A 17,450-nucleotide genomic window follows, 5' to 3' on the forward strand; every position below is an offset into this window, starting at 1 on the left:
GTCATGGCCCCGCTGGCCGACAAGCTCAACGCCGGTCTCGGAGCATCGAGAGCAGCCGTCGATGCGGGCTATGCACCGAACGACTGGCAAGTGGGCCAGACCGGCAAGATCGTGGCGCCGCAGCTCTACATCGCCGCGGGCATCTCGGGCGCCATCCAGCATCTGGCCGGCATGAAGGACTCGAAGGTGATCGTGGCGATCAACAAGGACCCTGAAGCGCCGATCTTCTCGGTGGCCGACTATGGGCTCGAAGCGGACCTGTTCACGGCGGTGCCGGAACTGGCCGGGAAGGTCTGAGCGACAGGAGCGAACCATGCACTACGAAGACTTCCAGCACATCCGCTTCGACCGCCATGCCGACGGTGTCCTTCTCGCCACGCTCAACCGTCCGGAGGTCATGAACGCCACCAATGCGCGATTGCACTGGGAACTGACGCGCCTGTGGGACGTGGTGAAGGAAGACGACGCCACGAAAGTCTGCGTGGTCACGGGCGCGGGTGACCGCGCCTTCTCGGCCGGCGGCGATCTCGCGTGGGTCGAGGAAATGGTCGGCAACCCCGAAGTCGTGTCGGTGGTGATGAAAGAGGCCGGCGAGATCGTCTACAACATGCTGAACTGCGACAAGCCGATCATCTCTGCCATCAACGGCACGGCCGTCGGTGCGGGCCTCGCGGTCGCATTGCTGGCCGATGTGAGCGTGATGGCCGAAGGCGCCCGCATCACCGACGGCCATGCACGCCTGGGCGTCGCGGCCGGCGATCACGCCACCATCGTCTGGCCTCTGCTGTGCGGCATCGCCAAGGCCAAGTACTACCTCATGACGGCCGACTTCATCGACGGCCGCGAGGCCGAGCGACTGGGCCTGGTCACCTTCAGCGTGCCGCAGGCGGAAGTGCTCGGCCGTGCATTGGCCATCGCGGCGCAGCTGGCGCGCGGCAGCCAGACCGCGATCAAGGCGACCAAGAAGTCGATCAACAACTGGATGCGGATGGCCGGGCCGATCTTCGACAACTCGCTGGCGCTGGAGATGCTCGGCTTCCTGGGCGCCGATGCGAAAGAGGGGCTGGCATCCGTGCGCGGCAAGCGGGCGCCGGACTTTCCTTCGGCCAGGCTCGTTCATTCCTCCTGAGCCGGGCGCCGTCTACTTCCCGTGGGCGGCGCGCTCGAGCGCTTCCCGATGCGCGGGGTCGGCAATGGCGATCATGCGCGAGCGACGTTGGGCCAGCGTGAGGCCGCGCAGATCGGCCACGCCGTGCTCGGTGACGATCACGCACGAATCGCTGCGCGGCACCGTCACCGGCCCCGTGAGCGCCGGCACGATGCGGCTGCGTGCGCCGGCCGTCGATGGCAGCGCGACGATGGGCGCGCCGCCGCGGCTGGCCTGCGCGCCGCGCAGGAAATCGACGATGCCGCCCACTGCGCCGACGTAGCGTCCGCCGACGGCTTCCGAATTCACCTGGCCGCTCAGGTCGACCTCGATCGCGGAGTTGATCGCGACGAAGCGCTCGATGCTGGCCAGCACGCGCGGGTTGTGCGTGTAGTCGGTGCCGCGCAGCTCCAGTGCATGATTGCGATGCGCGAAGCGCCGCAGGCGTTCGCCGCCGATGAGCACGCCGCCCACGCTGATGCCGCGGTCGATGCTCTTGCAGCCGTTGGTGATCACGCCGGCTACCTGGAGCGCGGCGACGCCGTTGCCGATGCTGCCGGAATGCACGCCCAGTTCGCGCCGGTCGTGCAGTTGCGCGAGCACCGCGTCGGGTATCGCGCCGATGCCGGCCTGCAGCGTGGTGCCGTCTTCCACGAACCCGGCCACGTGCTTGCCGATGGCCAACTCCACCGGGCCCGGCGGTGGCGAGTCGCCGCCCGGAAAAGGTTCGGTCGAATGAACCAGCAGGTCGATGTCGGCCTCGTGCAGGTACGGGCCGCCGTAGGTCCAGGGCGCATCGGGATGCACCTCGGCGATGACCGTCCTCGCGCCTTCCAGCGCATCGACCAGGTACTCGCGCGCCATGCCCAGGCTGTAGCGGCCCAGGGCGTCGGGCGGCGACACCTGCAGCAGAACCACGTCGACACGCAGCGGCCCACGCCGGATCAGGCGGGGCAATTGCGAATAGTGCACCGGCAGGATGTCCAGCACGCCGGCGTCGGCCAGCTTGCGGTTCGCCCCGGTGCCGCAGTAGGCCATCAGCTCGAAGGCATCGGCATGCTCGGGCGCGAGCAGGTCGCCCAGGCCGATGCCGAGGAAGGCGCGGATGCGGCCGATGCGGTGGCGCTGGGCCACGAGGGCCCGCACGAGCGTGACCGGCTCGGCATGCGACTGGCCCCACATGACCGTGTCGCCGTCGCGGACGAGGCTGGCCAGGTCGGGCTCGGCGAGAGACGGGCGTGTGATGGTTTTCATGGCTGGACGCGACCCACTCTAGGGCCTTGCGCCGGCCTTGCCAAATGGCGAAATCGAAAGCGCTTCTTCGCGCGACGCGAAACGATGCAGAAGGGTCGCGCTCGCGGGTTGCTGGCCTATGATGCTCGCGCCATGACCTTCAACCGAGTGCACCTGATCCGGCAGGTCGACCTGTTCACGCTGCGGCTCTTTCTGACGGCCGTGGAAGAGCAGCAGATCGGCCGCGCCGCGATCCGCGAGAACATCGCCGCGTCCACCGCCACCAAGCGTATCCAGGACCTCGAAGAGATCGCAGGCATCGAGCTGCTGGAGCGCACGCCCAAGGGCGTGATGGCGACACCGGCCGGCGAGGTGCTGGCGCGGCACATCCGCGCGATCTTCGGCAGCCTCGACGACATGCGTGCGGAGATCGCGGCCTTCACCGAGGGCGTGCGCGGCGAGGTGACCGTGGCGTCGGCGCGTTCGATCATCGCGCCATTCCTGGCGCGCGAGCTGGCCGACTTCTCGCGCGACTTCCCCGGTGTGGACCTGGTGATCCGAGAACTCGAGAACGCAGACATCGTGCAGGCGGTGGCGCAGGGCGAAGCCGACGTCGGGGTCTTCGCGGTCGCGCGCGACCTGGACCTGGGTGGCGTGGAAACGGCCGACTACCGCACCGACCGCCTCGTCGCCGTGGTGCCGCGCACGCACGCGCTGAGCGCGCGATCCAGCGTGTCGTTCGAAGACCTGATGCCCGAGAACCTGATCGCGGTCGGCGCCATGAGCGCCGCCTTCGCCGCGGCGGCCAAGCGGCTTGGCCAGGAATACAAGCCCAAGTTCAGCGTGCGCAGCACCGGCGTGGCGATCAGCCTCGTGCAGGCCGGCTTCGGCGTGACGGTGCAGCCCGAGTGCCTGCTGGGCATGGAGCTGTTCGACAGCGTGGCCGCGGTCGACCTGACGGAGCCCTGGGCCAAGCGCGTGATCCTGATTGCCACGGCGCGCGGCCGCACGCCCAGCCCGGCGGCGCGTGCCTTGATCAAGCACCTGCAGGGCACGCCGCCGCCGGCGAGCGAAGGCCTGGCGGGCGACTGAGTTCCAACGCCGCCCCAGGCGAAGCCAAGTCAGCGAGACGCCGCGGCGCGGCCGCTTCGACGCCATCGAATCGCCACTTCAAGATTCCTCAGTTGGTTACGCACGGTCGCTGGCCTAGTCTCGGCCCAACGACGACACCACAAGGGGACAGGTCTGATGCATTCCAACAGCCGATCGGACCCGATCGAGAACGGCGCGAGCGGCGTGAACGGCGCGAACACGACGGCCGCCATCGCGCACCACGTGGCGGCGGTCGCGAACGCGCCGTTGGCCGGCACCGACGTCGAAGCGCTTCGTCGTCTCCTGCTGGACAACTTCCTGGTGTCGCTGTGGGGCGCCACGCGCCCCTGGACCCGCGAGATCGCCCGATGGGCCCAGCGCTTCCAGGGCACGGGCGCGAGCCCCATCCTGGGCAGCGACCGATCGGCCGACGCCTCGGTCGCGGCCTTGGTGCACGGCACGGCCGCACACAGCTACGAGCTCGACGACACCCACAACGCGACCTTGAGCCACCCGGGTGCTGCGGTGATCCCGGCGGCCCTGGCGCTCGGGGCGGCGATGCAGGCTTCGCAGGCCGGCCTGCTGCGCGCGGTCGCCGTCGGCTACGAGGCGATGGCGCTGGTCGGCCTGGCGGCCGGCGGCCTGGAGACGGTGCACCGCGGCTTTCATCCGACGGCGATCTTCGGCGGCTTCGGCGCGGCGGCTGCGTGCCTGTGCTTGCAGGCCGATCAGCGGCGGGTGCCGCTCACGGCCGAGCTGCTCGTGCGCGCCTTCGGGCATGCGCTGTCGCAGGCCAGCGGTTCGATGCAGTTCTCCGCGGAGGCCGCGGGCGGCGAGGTCAAACGGGTGCATGCCGGCTTCGCCGCGCGAAACGGCGTTCTGGCGGCCGAGTTCGCATCGATGGTGACCGTCACGGCGCCGCGCCTGGCCGTCGAAGGCCGCTATGGGCTGGCAGCATTGTTCGGCGGGCCGCTGCGCGGCGTGGCGCTGCATGGTGCCCTGCAGATCCACGACATCAGCCTCAAGCCCTACGCGTGCTGCCGCCTGTTCCATTCGACCATCGACGCGCTGCGTGAACTGACGCAGGGTTTCACGGTCCGTCCGTCGACGATCCGCGAGGTGGTGGTGAGCGGGCCGCAGCTGATCGCGGACCAACACATGCTGGCGCGGCCCGCGTCGACCATGGCCGCGCAGTACAGCTGCCCCTACATCGTGGGCGCCACCCTGGTCCACGGCCCGCAACGCTACGACGCGTATGGAGAGGCATTCCTCGGCGATGCCGACATCGCCCGCATCGCCCAGGCGGTGCGCTTCGAACTGAGCGAGGAGCTCACCCGCCACTACCCCGCGCACTTCGCGACCGGCGTGCGGATTCGCTTCGAGGATGGCAGCGAAAAGTCGTGCGTGGTGATCGACAGTGCCGGCACCCCGGGCAAGCCGCTCGGCATGGCGCAGATCCTGGCCAAGGGCGACGGCCTTCCGTCCCGCGATGCAACGTCGCCGCCAGGGCGCCGGCTCGCAGATCGCTTGTGGGACGAGCGGCAGGATGCGCGCGCCCTGGCAGCGGCGCTGGCCGGTGCGTTGCCGCCTGGCTGAGCGCGGCCAAGCGTCGATCGCGACCTCACGCCGCTCCTCACGCTATCCCCACACATATTTCAACGGAGACTTCGATGCCATTCATTCGAAAGACGCTGGCCGTGCTGGCGGCTGCGCTGTGCGCCTACGGCCCGGCAACGGGCTCGGCCCAAGCCTTCAAGGCCCCTATCAAGGTGGTGGTGCCCTACGCGGCAGGCGGCGGTACGGACGTGCTCGCCCGGCTGCTCGTGCCGGGGCTGTCGCGCGAGCTGGGGCAGAACATCATCATCGAGAACCGCGCCGGTGCCAGTGGCCAGATCGGCACTCAGCTCGTGCAGGGTGGCGCGCCGGATGGTGCCACGCTGCTGTTCACCGTCGACCATTCGTTGATCACCGTGCCGCTGACCGTCCCCGGCGTGCGCTACGAAGCCGGCACCGATTTCGTCGCACTGGGGCAGGCCGCGCGCTCGTACTGGACGCTGAGCATCCCTGCCGATGCGCCCTACAACGACTTCAAGGCCTACGTGTCCGCCGCCAGGCAGGATGCGCATCTTCGGGCTTACGGCGTCCCCTTCGTCGGCGGTGCGCCCGAACTGATCGGGAGTTCGATCGGCAAGCTGCTCGGCATGCCCATGGTGGCCGTGCCCTTCAGCGGGTCGGGCCCCGTGATGCAGAACGTCATGGCCGGTCAGGTGCCCTCGGGCATCACCGGCATGCCGGAGGCGATGGCCGTGCATCGCTCGGGCAAGGCCCGGGTGATCGCCGTGTCAGGGTCGGCGAGAACGCCTCTGCTGCCCGACGTGCCGGTGTTCAAGGAGCTGGGCATCGCCGGGCTCGACTTCCACACCTTCCTGGGCTTCTTCGCGCCAAGGAAGCTGCCAGCGCCCATGGCGCAGGAATTCAATGCTGCGTTGCGCAAGACGCTGGCCGACCCGGCCGTGCTCGAGCGCATCGCGCAGATGTCGTTGCAGCCCGCCCCGACGACGCTGGAAGAGGCGAGCCGCGAAGTCGACGAGATGGGCCGCTTCTGGAAGGCGGCGCTCGCGCCTGCGCGTTAAGACGTGCACCTCACGCCGCACGCTTCACACCGTACGCATCGAAGGAGACGACCATGCATTCCCGCCGATCTTTTCTGATGAGACTGCCCGCAGCAGGCGCGCTGTTGACCACGGGTGCATTCGCCCAGCCGGCCTATCCCGACCGCCCGATCAGGTTCGTCGTTCCGGTGGCACCGGGCGCGGGCACGGACCTGGTCGCGCGCCAGGTGTCCGTGGCCCTGAACAAGCTCTGGAACGCGTCGGTGCTGGTGGACAACAAGCCCGGCGCCGGCGGCGTGCTCGGCACCGACGCGGTGGCGAAGGCGATGCCCGACGGCTACACGGTGCTCTTCACGTTCTCCACGCACTACACCACGCCCTGGCTCGAGAAGACGCCCTACGACGCGGTGGCCGACTTCGAGCCCGTCGCGAAGCTCGCCAGCACCACGCTCTTCATGGTGACGGCAGCGGATTCGCCGCTCAGGAGCGTGGCCGACGTGGTGGCTGCGTCGAAGCGCGCACCACGATCGATTTCCTACGCTTCTGCGGGGCAGGGCACGCCTTCGCACATGTGTGGCGCGCTGCTCGGCTCGATCACGGGCATCGAGATGATCCACGCGCCGTACAAGAACGGTTCGCAGGCCATGATCGAAACCGGCAGCGGCCAGGTGCAGGTGGCGTTCTCCGGGCCCGCGGCCTTGCCGCTGGTGCGAAGTGGCAGGCTGCGCGTGCTCGCGGTCACTGCCGACAAGCGCTCGGCGCAGCTTGCCGAAGTGCCCACCATGAACGAAGCCGCCGGCATCGTGGGCTACGACATCGCGTCGCCCGTGTGGTCGCTCGCGCCGCGCGGCACGCCGGCGGCGATCGTGGGCCGATTGTCCGAGGCATTTGCCGCCATCACGGCTGCGGCCGACTTCAAGGCCTTCTGCGCGGCACAGTACCTGGAGCAGGACTATCAGAATGCGGCTGCGATGAAGGCGGCGGCCGCGGGCGAATCCGCCAAGTGGCGGCGGCTGGTAGAGCTCACGAAGACTTGAGGAGCAAGCGAATGACGCACGAACATTCGGAAGACGCCGCGATGGCCGGCGCCGTGACGCGCGAGGAACTCCACGTGCGGCGCATCGACTTCTGCGGCTTCAGGCGCAGCGATGGCCTGTACGAGGTGGAGGCCCGCCTCACGGACCGCAAGCCGAAGGCGTTTCGTCCGCCGAGCGGCACGCGCGTGGTGCCGGCCGGCGAGCCGATCCACGACCACGGATTGCGCGTCGTGTTCGATGCCGACATGGTGATTCGCGAGGTCGTCACGAACATCCGTGCGTTTCCTTACCGCGAATGCGAGCACGGCGGCGATGCGCTGCAGGCGCTGGTGGGGTTGCGCATCGGCCCCGGCTGGAACGGCGAGCTGCGCAAGCGCCTTCCTGCTGCCGACACGTGCACGCATCTCAAGGAAATGATGGTGCCGCTCGCGAGCGCGGCCTACCAGGCGATGTATTCGGTGTGGACCGACCGGACGGGCGAGGTGGACGCGAACGGCCGGCCGCGCAAGATCGACAGCTGCTATGCCTACGGCGCGTCTCGCGAACTCGTGCTGCAGCAATGGCCGGCCTTCCACCGGCCGGCGGACGATGAACGAGGAACGAAGGAATGAGCGAACAACCGAAGGGCCCGCTGGCGGGCGTGAAGATCGTCGAACTGGGCGGCATCGGGCCGGGGCCTTTCGCCTGCATGCTGCTGGCGGACCTGGGTGCCGAGGTGGTGCGCATCGATCGTCCGCCGGGCTACGACGGTGGTGCGCCGGTCGAAGCACGGTTCAACCTGCTGCACCGCGGGCGGCGCAGCATCGGAATGGACCTGAAAAAGCCCGAGGCGATCGCTGCCGTGCTGCGCCTGGTGCGCGGGGCCGATGCATTGGTGGAGGGCTTTCGGCCCGGCGTGGCGGAGCGGCTGGGCCTGGGGCCCGAGGCGTGCCTCGCGGTCAACCCGCGGCTGGTGTATGGGCGCATGACGGGCTGGGGCCAGCAAGGCCCGCTCGCGCAGGCGCCGGGGCACGACATCAACTACATCTCGCTCACGGGCGTGCTGCACTCGGTGGGCAGGGCGGGCGAGCCGCCGGCCATTCCGCTGAACCTGGCAGGCGACTTCGGCGGCGGTTCGCTGTACCTCGCGCTGGGCGTGGTCAGCGCCATTCTCGAAAGCCGCGGCTCGGGGCGAGGGCAGGTGGTCGATGCCGCGATGGTCGACGGCTCGGCATCGCTGATGACGCTGATCTACGGCCTGCACGCGGCGGGCTACTGGCAGGACGCGCGTGGCACCAACCGCCTCGATTCGGGAGCGCCTTGGTACAACGTGTACGAGACCCGCGACGGCCGCTACGTGAGCATCGCCGCCAACGAGGGGCGCTTCTACGCCGCTGCGCTGCAGGTCCTCGGGCTGCAGGACTCGGGGCTCACGGAGCAGCATGACCGCACTGGATGGCCCGCGATGCGCGAACGCTTCGCCGCGGTGTTCCGAACGCGCACGCGTGACGAATGGGTCGCGCAGGCCGCGGGCACCGAGTCGTGCATCGCGCCGGTGCTGTCGTTGACCGAGGCGCCGACGCATCCGCACCTTCAGGCGCGCGGGACCTTCGTCGAGGTCGATGGCATCGTGCAGCCTGCGCCCGCACCGCGCTTCAGTCGCACGCAAGGGGCGATCCAGAGGCCTCCTGCGGAGGCCGGGCAGCACACGGACGAGGTGCTGCGTGATTGGGGCTTCGAGGCACGGGAGATCGAGCTGCTGCGTGTCGCCCGGGCCGTTGGCTAGGTCAGCGTCGACGCGGTGAAGCGTTCCCGCAGCCGGCTTTGCGGCGCCCGACAGTCATGAGCCCCTTCGACCCGCCCGAATCACAACTTCGAAATTCGCAACTTGGATGCGCAAGCCCCAAGCCCTAGTCTTCATCCATCGATCAACACCAGCCGCGCAACGCAACGAGCGGCACACACAGGAGCAAGCGAGATGGCGAATTTCTTGGACGAAACCCAGTCGATGTGGTTGGAGACGGTGAACCGGTTCATGGACAAGGAGATCACGGTCGAGTACGTGCGCAAGTGCGACATGAACCGCGAGTATCCGTACGAGGCCTACGAGAAGATCGCCAACCAGGGCTGGCTCGGCCTGCTGATTCCCGAGGAAGAGGGCGGCTCGGGCGGCGACATCTTCGACTATTCGCTCATGGCCGAAGGCCTGGGCAAGTTCGGCTTCGACTTCGCCTGCTCGGTGCTGGTGCCCACCTTCACCGCGATGAACATCACCAAGTACGGCACGCCCGAGCAGAAGAAGAAATACGTCAAGCCCTTCATCGAAGGCAAGATCCGCTTCTCGGTGTCCATCTCCGAGCCCGACGCCGGCTCCGACGCGGCCAACACCAAGACACGCGCAAGGCAGGATGCCAATGGCGACTGGATCGTCAGCGGCCAAAAGCTGTGGTGCAGCGGCGCGGCGGCCAAGAACACCGTCATCGCGATGCTGGTGCGCACCGATGCGGACAACAAGCATGGCGGTCTGTCGGTGCTGCTCATTCCCAACGACACGCCCGGCCTCGTCATCAACAAGCTGCCGACGCTGTCCCGCCACGCCACCGGCACGACCGAGATTTTTCTCGACGAGGTGCGCGTGCCGCGAGACGCCCTGCTGGGCGAGGTGGGCCAGGGCTGGAAGATCATCACCGAGCACCTTGAACTCGAACGCTGCGCCGTGGCCCATGCCTACACCGGCAACGCGCAGGAGGCCGTGTCGGCCGCCGTTCGCTATGCGCACCAGCGCGTGCAGTTCAAGCAGCCGATCTGGGACTTCCAGGTGATCCGGCACATGCTGGCCGACTGCCAGACCCAGGTGGATGCCGCGCGCCTGCTGTGCTACCGGTCCGCCAAGATGGCGGCCGCGCACGAGCCATGCAGCCGCGAGGTGTCGATGGCGAAGCTCTATGGGTCGGAGACGCTGAAGTCCTGTGCGCTGACCGGCATGCAGGTACTCGGCGGCTACGCCAATTTGCCTGAGGCCGACATGGAGCGCTACCTGCGCGAAAGCATCCAGTGCACCATCGGCGGCGGCACCTCGCAGATCCAGAAGACCATCATTTCCAAGTCGATGCGCTTGTCTTGAACACCGTCACGATCGAGAGGAAACAGAACATGGCCAAGATCAACAACCGCATCGACCAGACCTTCGACGAACTCGAAGTGGGCCAGGTCTTCCGCTCCGGCGGCCGTACCGTGACAGAGACCGACGTGGTCAACTTCTGCGCCATCACCGGCAACTGGATCGAGATCCACTCCAACGTGCATTACGCATCGAAGACGCGCTTCGGCAAGCGCCTGGTGCAGGGCTCGCTTACTTACTCCATCGTCACCGGCCTGATCCAGTTCGGCCTGGGCATCCAGGCCAACTACGGCATCGACAGGATGCGCTTTCGTAATCCCGTCTACATCGGCGACACCGTCTACGCGGTGTGCGAAGTCATCGGCAAGAAGGAGAAGGACGACAAGTACGGCGTCATCCAGTTCCTCATGAAGGCGGTCAACCAGAACGGCGATCTGCTCCAGCAGGGCGAGTGGAGCCTGCTGATGCTGCGCAAGCGCGACGACCTCGACGCGCTCGTCGCTTCGTCCCTGCCCGAACTCAAGCCCGCCTGAGGCCGCGCATGACAGCCAAGCCGGTCGCCGCGATCGTCGGCATGGGCGATGCCTATGCCGACGTGAACAACCGAAAGGATCCGCTGCAGCTCGCGGTCGAGGCCACGCACAAGGCGCTGGCCGACGCGGGCATCCGCAAGGACCAGGTCGACGCGGTCTTCACCGGCCGCTCGCCCTGGGCCGACAAGCGCTCGCAGTGGAGCAACATCTTCATCTCGCACATGCAGATGCCCGTGACGCTGACCAGCGAGCTGACGATGCACGGCGCAGGCCTCAACGCCACCGTGCACGTCGCCGCGCAGATGATCGCCGCCGGCCGCGCCGACTACGTGCTGTGCCTGCAGAGCGACGCCACGGAGCTCTTCGTCGACGCCGTTGCGATGGGCGCGGAGGCCGACGCCGATCCGCAGTTCGAGGTGCCCTACGGCCCGACCATTCCGTCGCTGTACGCGCAGGCCGCGTGCCGATACTTCCACGAGTACGGCATCGGCGAGCAGGACCTGGCCGACGTGGCCGTCGCCAACCAGCGCTGGGCCGTTCACCACCCGCATGCCGCCAAGGCCCGCTTCGGCGAGATCGATCGCGCCAAGGTGCTGGCCTCGCCCTACGTGTCGACGCCGTTGCGGCGCTGGATGTGTTCCACCTGGGGCGGCGGCACCGGTGGCGCGCTGGTCGTCACCTCGCCCGAGCGTGCGAGGGCCGTGCGCGATCCGGTCTACGTGATGGGGTACGGCTCGGCGACCACGCACGAGTACCTGGGCGACCGCATGAACATGCGCAGCTGCCGCTTCCCGGGGCTGGGCGTGTTTCCCAACCTGACGCACACGGCCACGGCCGAGGCGGCGCGCCAGGCCTTCGCGATGTCGGGACTGGACAGGTCGGACATCGACATGGCGCAGATCTCGGTCAATTTCGCGCACATGGGCCCGATGGTCATGGAAGACCTGGGCTTCGCTCGCAAGGGCCGTGGCATCGATCTCTACCGAGAGGGCCGCACGGCCGTCGACGGCGACCTGCCGACCGACACCAACGGCGGCTGGCTGTCTTTCGGCCAGCCGGGCATCTCCTGCAACATGGACAGCTACGTCGAAGCGATCCGCCAGCTGCGCGGCCAGGCGCTGGGCCGAGCCCCGGCCAGGCGCCCGCGCACCGCGCTGGTCCAGGGTGCCGGCGGCATGCTGGCGGCAGGAAGCGTGACCCTTCTTTCATCTTGCACGTGAGCGGATCGGAAGCATTCCATGAGCCAAACGCATTCACACGACGGCTGGCCCCAGCCGTACCGCCTGCCCGATGCCGAACCCTACTGGCAAGCGCTGGAGCGGCAGCAGCTGAAGTACCAGCGCTGCAGCCACTGCCAGCTTGCGGTATGGCCGGCGCATTCGTACTGCCCGCACTGCGACTCGCCAGCGTTGGCCTGGCAGGTGTCGACCGGGCGTGGCACGGTCTATTCGTTCAGCACCGTCATGCGCGGCCCCACGCCGGTGTGGCAGGCCATCGCGCCCTACACCGTGGGCTTCGTGCAGATGGAAGAGGGCCATTTCCTCTTCGCGCAAATCGAAGGCCGCGCCGAAGCGATCCGGATCGACAGCCCCGTGCATGCGCGCTTCGTGCGCCGCGGCGCGCAGACGCTGCCGGTCTTCACGATCGAACATTGACCTGCAGCACAAGAACAAAGGAGATATCGATGAGAAACGACTGTGCGGCCGACCGCCGCCGCTGGCTCATGCACCTGGCCGGAGGCGTGGCGGCGCTGGCCTGCCCATCGTGGGCCGGTGCCGCCGACGCCTGGCCCACGCGGCCCGTGAGGATCGTGATCGCGGTCGCGGCGGGCTCGTCGGGCGACACGCTCGCCCGCATCCTCGCGCCGCGCCTGGAGGCCCTGTGGAAGCAACCGGTGATCGTGGAGAACAAGCCGGGTGCCAGCGGCATCGTCGGCACCGAATACGTGGCGGGCGCGACGGATGGGCACACGCTGCTGCTGGGCACCCAGAGTTCCATCCTGCCGAAGTTCACGCAGAAGACGCTGCGCTTCGACCCCCTTGCCGACCTGGTGCCCGTGTACAAGGTGATCAATTACGAGATGGTCATCGCCACGAATGCCCAGACCGCCGCGAAGGCCGGCACGCTCGCGGACCTGGTCAAGCTGAGCAAGTCCACCGACAAGGGCCTGTTCTTCGCCGGAACGGGGCCGACGTCCATCTTCAACCTGTCGATGGCCATCCTGAACCGTTCGCTCGGCCTGCGCTACACGGCCGTCGACTTCAACAACATCGGCGCGATGACGCTGGCCCTGCTGCGCGACGATGGGCAGGTGACGGTGAACACGCCCAGCGCGATCAAGGCGCACATCGAGTCGGGCGCCATCGTCCCGCTGGCTGCGGTGAGCGCGACGCGCTATCCGGATCGGCCCTCGGTCCCGACCTTGCAGGAGGCCGTGGGCTACAAGGGCTACCTTCCGCTGCTATGGGCAGGCATGTTCGTGCCGAAGTCGACCCCGGCGCGGGTGGTCGACCGCATCAGCCGCGACCTGCTGACGCTGGCCGGCGATGCGGCCGTGCAGAAGCAGATCGAATCCACGCTCACGGGGACGGTCGTCCGATCGTCGCCGGCCGCTTTCTCTAAAGAGATCCAGGACGAGGTCGTGGTCTGGAAGGAGATCTTTCAACTCATGAACTTCAAGCCGGAGTGAAACATGACTGATTTGCCATTGGCGGGTGTGGTCGTGGTGGAACTGGGCGACAGCGCGTCCGCGCCCTTCGCGGGACAGGTGTTCGCCGCGCTGGGTGCGCAGGTCTGGAAGGTCGAGCGGCCAGGCACGGGCGATTCGTCGCGCGGCTGGGGCCCCAGCGTCTGGAAGGGGAGCGGTGCCGCGTATCACGCGCTCAACCGTGGCAAGCGCTCGATCTGCCTCGACATCAAGGATGCCGAAGAGCTTTCGATGTTGAAGCAACTCGTCCACGACCATGCGGACGTCTTCCTGCACAACCTTCGCCCGGGCTCGGCGGGCCAATACGGCCTGGATGCGGACAGCTTGCGCGCACGCAAGCCCGAGCTGGTCTGCTGCGAGGTGGGCGCCTTCGGCCACGTCGGCCCCATGAACACGCTGCCGGGTTACGACCCCTTGATGCAGGCCTTCTCGGGGGTCATGAGCCTCACGGGTGAAGAAGGGCAGGCGCCGGTGCGCGCGGGTGTTTCCATCGTCGATTTCGGCACGGGCATGTGGGCCGTGATCGGCACGCTTGCAGCGCTCTTCCGTCTGCAGAAGAACAGGCAGGGTGCCACCGTCAACAGCTCGCTGCTCGAGACCGCCTTCGCCTGGATGACCGTGGGCATCGCGAACTATGCGGCCGACGGCAACACGGGCGGGCGGCACGGCTCGGGCATCGGGTTCATCGTCCCCCACAGGGCCTACACCGCATCGGATGGCCATCTTGTGGTGAGCTGCGCGAACGACCGCTTGTTCGCGATGCTGTGCGACGCCATCGAACGGCCCGAACTGGCGAAGGACGCGCGCTTCGCCACCAACGCGGCACGGCTCGACAACAGGACGGAGATCGACCGCCTGATCGGCGAGAGCCTTTCGCGGCACACGCGCGCGTTCTGGCAAGAGCGGCTGCAGGCCTGCGGCGTGGCGTGCGCGCCCATCCAGGATGTCGCGGAGCTCTACGCGCACGAGCAGACGCGCGCGCTCGGCATTCTCGGCAAGCCCACGGATGACGAGATCGCCCTCGTTGGACTGCCCCTGTCCTTCGACGGTGCGCGTCCGCCGCCGCTGCAGGCCGCGCCCGACATCGGGCAGGACAACGATCGGCTGGCGGAGTTGCTTCGTCGCCCGCCGCTTCGCGAACGATAGCTGCAGGCTCTCCCCCGATCACCTGAAAGAGCACCGAATGAAGAGCGTCGAGATCAAGAACAGCGAGCGGGACATGGCCGGCGGCCCACAGCTCGAGCCGGACGTTCGCCCCCTGAATGGCGTCCGGGTGCTGGCCGTCGAGAACTTCGTCGCAGGCCCCTTCGCATCGATGTGGCTGGCCGATGCCGGTGCCGAGGTGATCAAGGTCGAAGCGCCCGATGGCGGCGACTTCGCCCGCACCACCAGCCCTGTCAAAACCGCCGACGACGGCAGCGTGCACGCGTTGTCGTTCCTGCGCGCCAACCGCAACAAGAAGAGCCTGACGCTCGATCTCAAGCAGCCTGAAGGCAAGCGCGTCTTCATCGAGTTGGCGGGCGAGGCCGACATCGTGGTCGAGAACCTGCGCTCGGGCGTGATGGATCGCCTCGGCGTCGGCTACCAGACCTTGCGTGCGCGCAATCCGCGGCTGATCTACGTGGCCGTGTCCGGCTTCGGGCATACCGACGTCAAGCCGAGCCCGTACACCGATCATCCTGCCCTCGACATCGTCGGCCAGGCGCTCAGCGGCTTGATGTACAGGCCCGAGCGGCAGGGCGACCGTCCGACCTACCTCGGCTTCTCGATGTGCGACCTGCAGGGTGGCATCCTCGCGGCCCAGGGGGCGCTGCTGGCGCTCTACCAGCGCGAGCGCACCGGGCGCGGCAAGAAGGTCGACATTTCCCTGTACGACGCCGCGCTCGTGCAGAACGAGATCTCGGTCGCGATGTACTCGGGGCTCGGCAAGCCCCTGCCGCCGGGTGCACCGGCGGTGACGGCGCCTTTCGGTCCGTTCGCCGCGCGGGACGGCCACATCGTCATCGCCGTGCTGGGCGAACACATCTGGCGCCGCTTCTGCGCGGTGATCGGCAGGTTGGACCTGCTGGAGGATGCGCGCTTTGCCGACGGCGTGGCCCGCCGCACCCACAGCGACGCGCTCGATCCGCACATCGATGCCTGGCTTGCATCGCGCACGCGCGCCGAGGCGGTGGAGGCATTGCGCAACGGAGGGGTTCCGGCGTCGGTGGTCAACGACGTGGCTGACCTGTTCAGCTGCCCGCACCTGGCAGCGCGCGAGATGCTGGTCACGCTCGATGACCCGGTATGGGGGCCGGTGCAGGTGGTCGGCAATCCGATCAAGATGTCCGACGTGCCGGAGCCGGAGGCCGCCCTGCCGCCGAAGCTCGGGCAACACACGGAGTCGATCCTGAGCGATTGGCTGCACCTCGACGCGCAGCAGCTCGACGCGCTGCGCGCGGACAAGGTGATCTGAGCGCTCGTAGAAATCGAGACGAAGGACGGGCCATGAAGACGCTTGAAGGAAAGGTGGCGATCGTCACCGGGGGCACGGGCGGCATCGGACGGGGCGTTGCGCTTCGACTGGCCGCGCGTGGCGCGATGGTCGTCATCAGCGGACGGAACGCCTTGAAGGCCGAGGCCGTGCTCGACCAGATCCGGCAGGCCGGAGGGCAGGGCGACTTCATTGCCGGAGACGTGCGCTCGAAGCACGACATGGACGCGCTGGCGGCCGAGGCCGCGCGACGGCACGGCGGCATCGACATCGTGGTCGCCAACGCCGGTGGCAACGACGACGAGGCCCGCAGGCCGGACGTGCGTGGCCCGTTCGGTGACATCGACCTCGCCCGTGTCTGCGCCGTGGTGGCGGAGAACACCGCGGCCAAGTTGCTGCCGGTGCAGTCGGCCTTGCCTTTCATGCGCGAGCGCGGTGCGGGCGCCGTGGTGTTCGTGACCTCCGAAGGAGGCCGCGTGCCCACGCCGACCCAGACCGCCGTCGCCACTTTTGCGGGCGGCCTCATCAGCGCCAGCAAGGTGCTGTCGAAGGAGCTTGCCCGCGACAGGATCCGCGTGAATTGCGTGTGCGTGACGGTCGTGCGGGACAGCCCGTCGTGGAACGCCGCCTTCGAACGCGCCGATGGCGTGTCGGAGCGTCACCGCAAGCAGTACGAAAAGATCATCGCGGGAAGCCCGCTCGGCGTGGCCAGCCCGGAAGACATCGGCCAAGTCGTGGCGTTCCTCGCCTCGGACGAGTCGCGCTACCTCACCGGCGCAACCGTCAGCCCGACAGGCGGCCTGACGATTCATTGAGGCCGTCGGCGCCTCGATTCGACCAAAGACGGAAGCCTGGTTTACCCAGGTTCTGCCGCTCAACCATTGGCATCCGCAAATGTGGGGCGCGCAGTGCTCGCGGTGCCCGTTCCGACGCACTTTTTCATCCGCCGACTTGAGCGAGCAACGCTTGTGTAACGCCTTGCAAATAGTGAGAAAGTACACACTTCCGGAAGCACAATTAAAACAAATAGGTTAACGAATTGCGGATGAGTGGCGACACGATGTGTCGGGTCCATCGGCTGGAAGAGGCAACGTGAGCAAGTCAAATCAGCGTGGGCGGGGCGCAGCGGATTTCCGCGAACAAGCCAAGGAAGAGGCAGACCGTACCTTTGGAAACCGTTCGGCGATGTCCGCCGCGGGTCTTCTGGTCATGAGTTTGCTGACAGCAGTTACACCGGCCATGGCTGGCGGTTCCGGACATCACCACGGCACGCCGTCGCCCGCACCTGCTCCGGCGCCTGCGCCTGCACCCAGTCCTGCGCCGGCGCCCGGTCCGGCGCCAGCACCTGCACCTAGTCCAGCGCCTTCGCCTGCGCCGGCCCCAGCACCTGCGCCGGCCCCAGCGCCTGCACCGGCCCCAGCCCCTGCGCCGGCGCCAGGTCCAGCCCCTGCACCAGCGCCTGCTCCGGCCCCAGCACCTGCGCCTGGTCCGACTCCTGCACCTGCGCCCGGCGCAA

At 68.0% G+C, this 17,450-nt stretch carries 17 protein-coding genes; 16 read left to right on the forward strand and 1 reads right to left on the reverse strand.

Annotated elements, in window-relative coordinates:
- Together B0W80_RS31050 and B0W80_RS31055 are read left to right on the forward strand one after the other, a co-directional pair.
- Positions 1 to 297: electron transfer flavoprotein subunit alpha/FixB family protein (locus B0W80_RS31050; protein ID WP_218668973.1), on the forward strand; the 297-nt coding region annotated here is incomplete at its 5' end.
- A 16-nt stretch (positions 298 to 313) separates the two neighbouring features.
- Positions 314 to 1,129: an enoyl-CoA hydratase/isomerase family protein gene (locus B0W80_RS31055; RefSeq protein WP_077003009.1), complete on the forward strand. Its 816-nt coding sequence runs from the start codon at positions 314 to 316 to the stop codon at positions 1,127 to 1,129.
- A gap of 12 nt (positions 1,130 to 1,141) precedes the next feature.
- On the opposite strand, the gene B0W80_RS31060 is transcribed toward B0W80_RS31055, so the two are convergent.
- Entirely contained in the window at positions 1,142 to 2,401 is a 1,260-nt protein-coding gene (locus B0W80_RS31060; RefSeq protein WP_077003010.1) for an acetyl-CoA hydrolase/transferase family protein, read from the reverse strand.
- A 132-nt stretch (positions 2,402 to 2,533) separates the two neighbouring features.
- Between B0W80_RS31060 and B0W80_RS31065 the strand changes: the two genes are divergently transcribed.
- From B0W80_RS31065 to B0W80_RS31130, 14 genes are all read left to right on the forward strand, one after another.
- The gene (locus tag B0W80_RS31065; protein ID WP_077003011.1) at positions 2,534 to 3,472 is read left to right on the forward strand and encodes a LysR family transcriptional regulator; all 939 of its coding nucleotides are present in this window, start codon (positions 2,534 to 2,536) and stop codon (positions 3,470 to 3,472) included.
- A gap of 156 nt (positions 3,473 to 3,628) precedes the next feature.
- Positions 3,629 to 5,068 carry an MmgE/PrpD family protein gene (locus B0W80_RS31070; protein ID WP_077003012.1) on the forward strand — a complete coding sequence of 480 codons (1,440 nt, stop codon included), beginning with the start codon at positions 3,629 to 3,631 and terminating at the stop codon, positions 5,066 to 5,068.
- Positions 5,069 to 5,142: 74 nt separating this feature from the next.
- On the forward strand, positions 5,143 to 6,105 hold the full coding sequence (locus B0W80_RS31075) for a tripartite tricarboxylate transporter substrate-binding protein (RefSeq protein WP_083745749.1): 963 nt from the start codon (positions 5,143 to 5,145) through the stop codon (positions 6,103 to 6,105).
- A gap of 77 nt (positions 6,106 to 6,182) precedes the next feature.
- On the forward strand, positions 6,183 to 7,121 hold the full coding sequence (locus tag B0W80_RS31080; protein ID WP_179107063.1) for a tripartite tricarboxylate transporter substrate binding protein: 939 nt from the start codon (positions 6,183 to 6,185) through the stop codon (positions 7,119 to 7,121).
- An 11-nt stretch (positions 7,122 to 7,132) separates the two neighbouring features.
- A complete protein-coding gene (locus B0W80_RS31085; RefSeq protein ID WP_077003014.1) occupies positions 7,133 to 7,732 on the forward strand; it encodes a DUF2889 domain-containing protein in 600 nt (199 codons plus the stop codon).
- Positions 7,729 to 8,886 carry a CaiB/BaiF CoA-transferase family protein gene (locus tag B0W80_RS31090; protein WP_077003015.1) on the forward strand — a complete coding sequence of 386 codons (1,158 nt, stop codon included), beginning with the start codon at positions 7,729 to 7,731 and terminating at the stop codon, positions 8,884 to 8,886. Before B0W80_RS31085 ends, B0W80_RS31090 begins: the two co-directional genes overlap by 4 nt.
- A 192-nt stretch (positions 8,887 to 9,078) precedes the next feature.
- Entirely contained in the window at positions 9,079 to 10,224 is a 1,146-nt protein-coding gene (locus B0W80_RS31095) for an acyl-CoA dehydrogenase family protein (RefSeq protein WP_077003016.1), read from the forward strand.
- A 29-nt stretch (positions 10,225 to 10,253) separates the two neighbouring features.
- Positions 10,254 to 10,754, forward strand: coding sequence for a MaoC/PaaZ C-terminal domain-containing protein (locus B0W80_RS31100; protein ID WP_077003017.1), 501 nt, complete (start codon positions 10,254 to 10,256; stop codon positions 10,752 to 10,754).
- Positions 10,755 to 10,762: 8 nt separating this feature from the next.
- Positions 10,763 to 11,974: a thiolase family protein gene (locus B0W80_RS31105; RefSeq protein ID WP_077003018.1), complete on the forward strand. Its 1,212-nt coding sequence runs from the start codon at positions 10,763 to 10,765 to the stop codon at positions 11,972 to 11,974.
- Between the two features lie 18 nt (positions 11,975 to 11,992).
- Positions 11,993 to 12,409, forward strand: a complete 417-nt coding sequence (locus B0W80_RS31110; RefSeq protein ID WP_077003019.1) for a Zn-ribbon domain-containing OB-fold protein — start codon at positions 11,993 to 11,995, stop codon at positions 12,407 to 12,409.
- A 29-nt stretch (positions 12,410 to 12,438) separates the two neighbouring features.
- Positions 12,439 to 13,443 (forward strand): tripartite tricarboxylate transporter substrate binding protein, encoded by a 1,005-nt coding sequence (locus tag B0W80_RS31115; RefSeq protein WP_077003020.1) that lies wholly within the window; start codon positions 12,439 to 12,441, stop codon positions 13,441 to 13,443.
- Between the two features lie 3 nt (positions 13,444 to 13,446).
- Positions 13,447 to 14,607, forward strand: coding sequence for a CaiB/BaiF CoA-transferase family protein (locus B0W80_RS31120; protein WP_077003021.1), 1,161 nt, complete (start codon positions 13,447 to 13,449; stop codon positions 14,605 to 14,607).
- A gap of 37 nt (positions 14,608 to 14,644) precedes the next feature.
- Positions 14,645 to 15,916, forward strand: a complete 1,272-nt coding sequence (locus B0W80_RS31125; RefSeq protein WP_256856739.1) for a CaiB/BaiF CoA-transferase family protein — start codon at positions 14,645 to 14,647, stop codon at positions 15,914 to 15,916.
- 32 nt (positions 15,917 to 15,948) lie between these two features.
- A complete protein-coding gene (locus tag B0W80_RS31130) occupies positions 15,949 to 16,749 on the forward strand; it encodes an SDR family NAD(P)-dependent oxidoreductase (protein WP_077003022.1) in 801 nt (266 codons plus the stop codon).
- Positions 16,750 to 17,450: the final 701 nt, after the last annotated feature.

The sequence above is a fragment of the Variovorax sp. KK3 genome (assembly GCF_001984055.1).
GTDB lineage: Bacteria > Pseudomonadota > Gammaproteobacteria > Burkholderiales > Burkholderiaceae_C > Variovorax.

Coding starts and splice junctions, on each gene's coding strand:
- B0W80_RS31055 (WP_077003009.1), top strand. CDS start 314: ATGCACTACGAAGACTTCCAGCACATCCGCTTCGACCGCCATGCCGAC.
- B0W80_RS31060 (WP_077003010.1), bottom strand. CDS start 2,401: ATGAAAACCATCACACGCCCGTCTCTCGCCGAGCCCGACCTGGCCAGC.
- B0W80_RS31065 (WP_077003011.1), top strand. CDS start 2,534: ATGACCTTCAACCGAGTGCACCTGATCCGGCAGGTCGACCTGTTCACG.
- B0W80_RS31070 (WP_077003012.1), top strand. CDS start 3,629: ATGCATTCCAACAGCCGATCGGACCCGATCGAGAACGGCGCGAGCGGC.
- B0W80_RS31075 (WP_083745749.1), top strand. CDS start 5,143: ATGCCATTCATTCGAAAGACGCTGGCCGTGCTGGCGGCTGCGCTGTGC.
- B0W80_RS31080 (WP_179107063.1), top strand. CDS start 6,183: ATGAGACTGCCCGCAGCAGGCGCGCTGTTGACCACGGGTGCATTCGCC.
- B0W80_RS31085 (WP_077003014.1), top strand. CDS start 7,133: ATGACGCACGAACATTCGGAAGACGCCGCGATGGCCGGCGCCGTGACG.
- B0W80_RS31090 (WP_077003015.1), top strand. CDS start 7,729: ATGAGCGAACAACCGAAGGGCCCGCTGGCGGGCGTGAAGATCGTCGAA.
- B0W80_RS31095 (WP_077003016.1), top strand. CDS start 9,079: ATGGCGAATTTCTTGGACGAAACCCAGTCGATGTGGTTGGAGACGGTG.
- B0W80_RS31100 (WP_077003017.1), top strand. CDS start 10,254: ATGGCCAAGATCAACAACCGCATCGACCAGACCTTCGACGAACTCGAA.
- B0W80_RS31105 (WP_077003018.1), top strand. CDS start 10,763: ATGACAGCCAAGCCGGTCGCCGCGATCGTCGGCATGGGCGATGCCTAT.
- B0W80_RS31110 (WP_077003019.1), top strand. CDS start 11,993: ATGAGCCAAACGCATTCACACGACGGCTGGCCCCAGCCGTACCGCCTG.
- B0W80_RS31115 (WP_077003020.1), top strand. CDS start 12,439: ATGAGAAACGACTGTGCGGCCGACCGCCGCCGCTGGCTCATGCACCTG.
- B0W80_RS31120 (WP_077003021.1), top strand. CDS start 13,447: ATGACTGATTTGCCATTGGCGGGTGTGGTCGTGGTGGAACTGGGCGAC.
- B0W80_RS31125 (WP_256856739.1), top strand. CDS start 14,645: ATGAAGAGCGTCGAGATCAAGAACAGCGAGCGGGACATGGCCGGCGGC.
- B0W80_RS31130 (WP_077003022.1), top strand. CDS start 15,949: ATGAAGACGCTTGAAGGAAAGGTGGCGATCGTCACCGGGGGCACGGGC.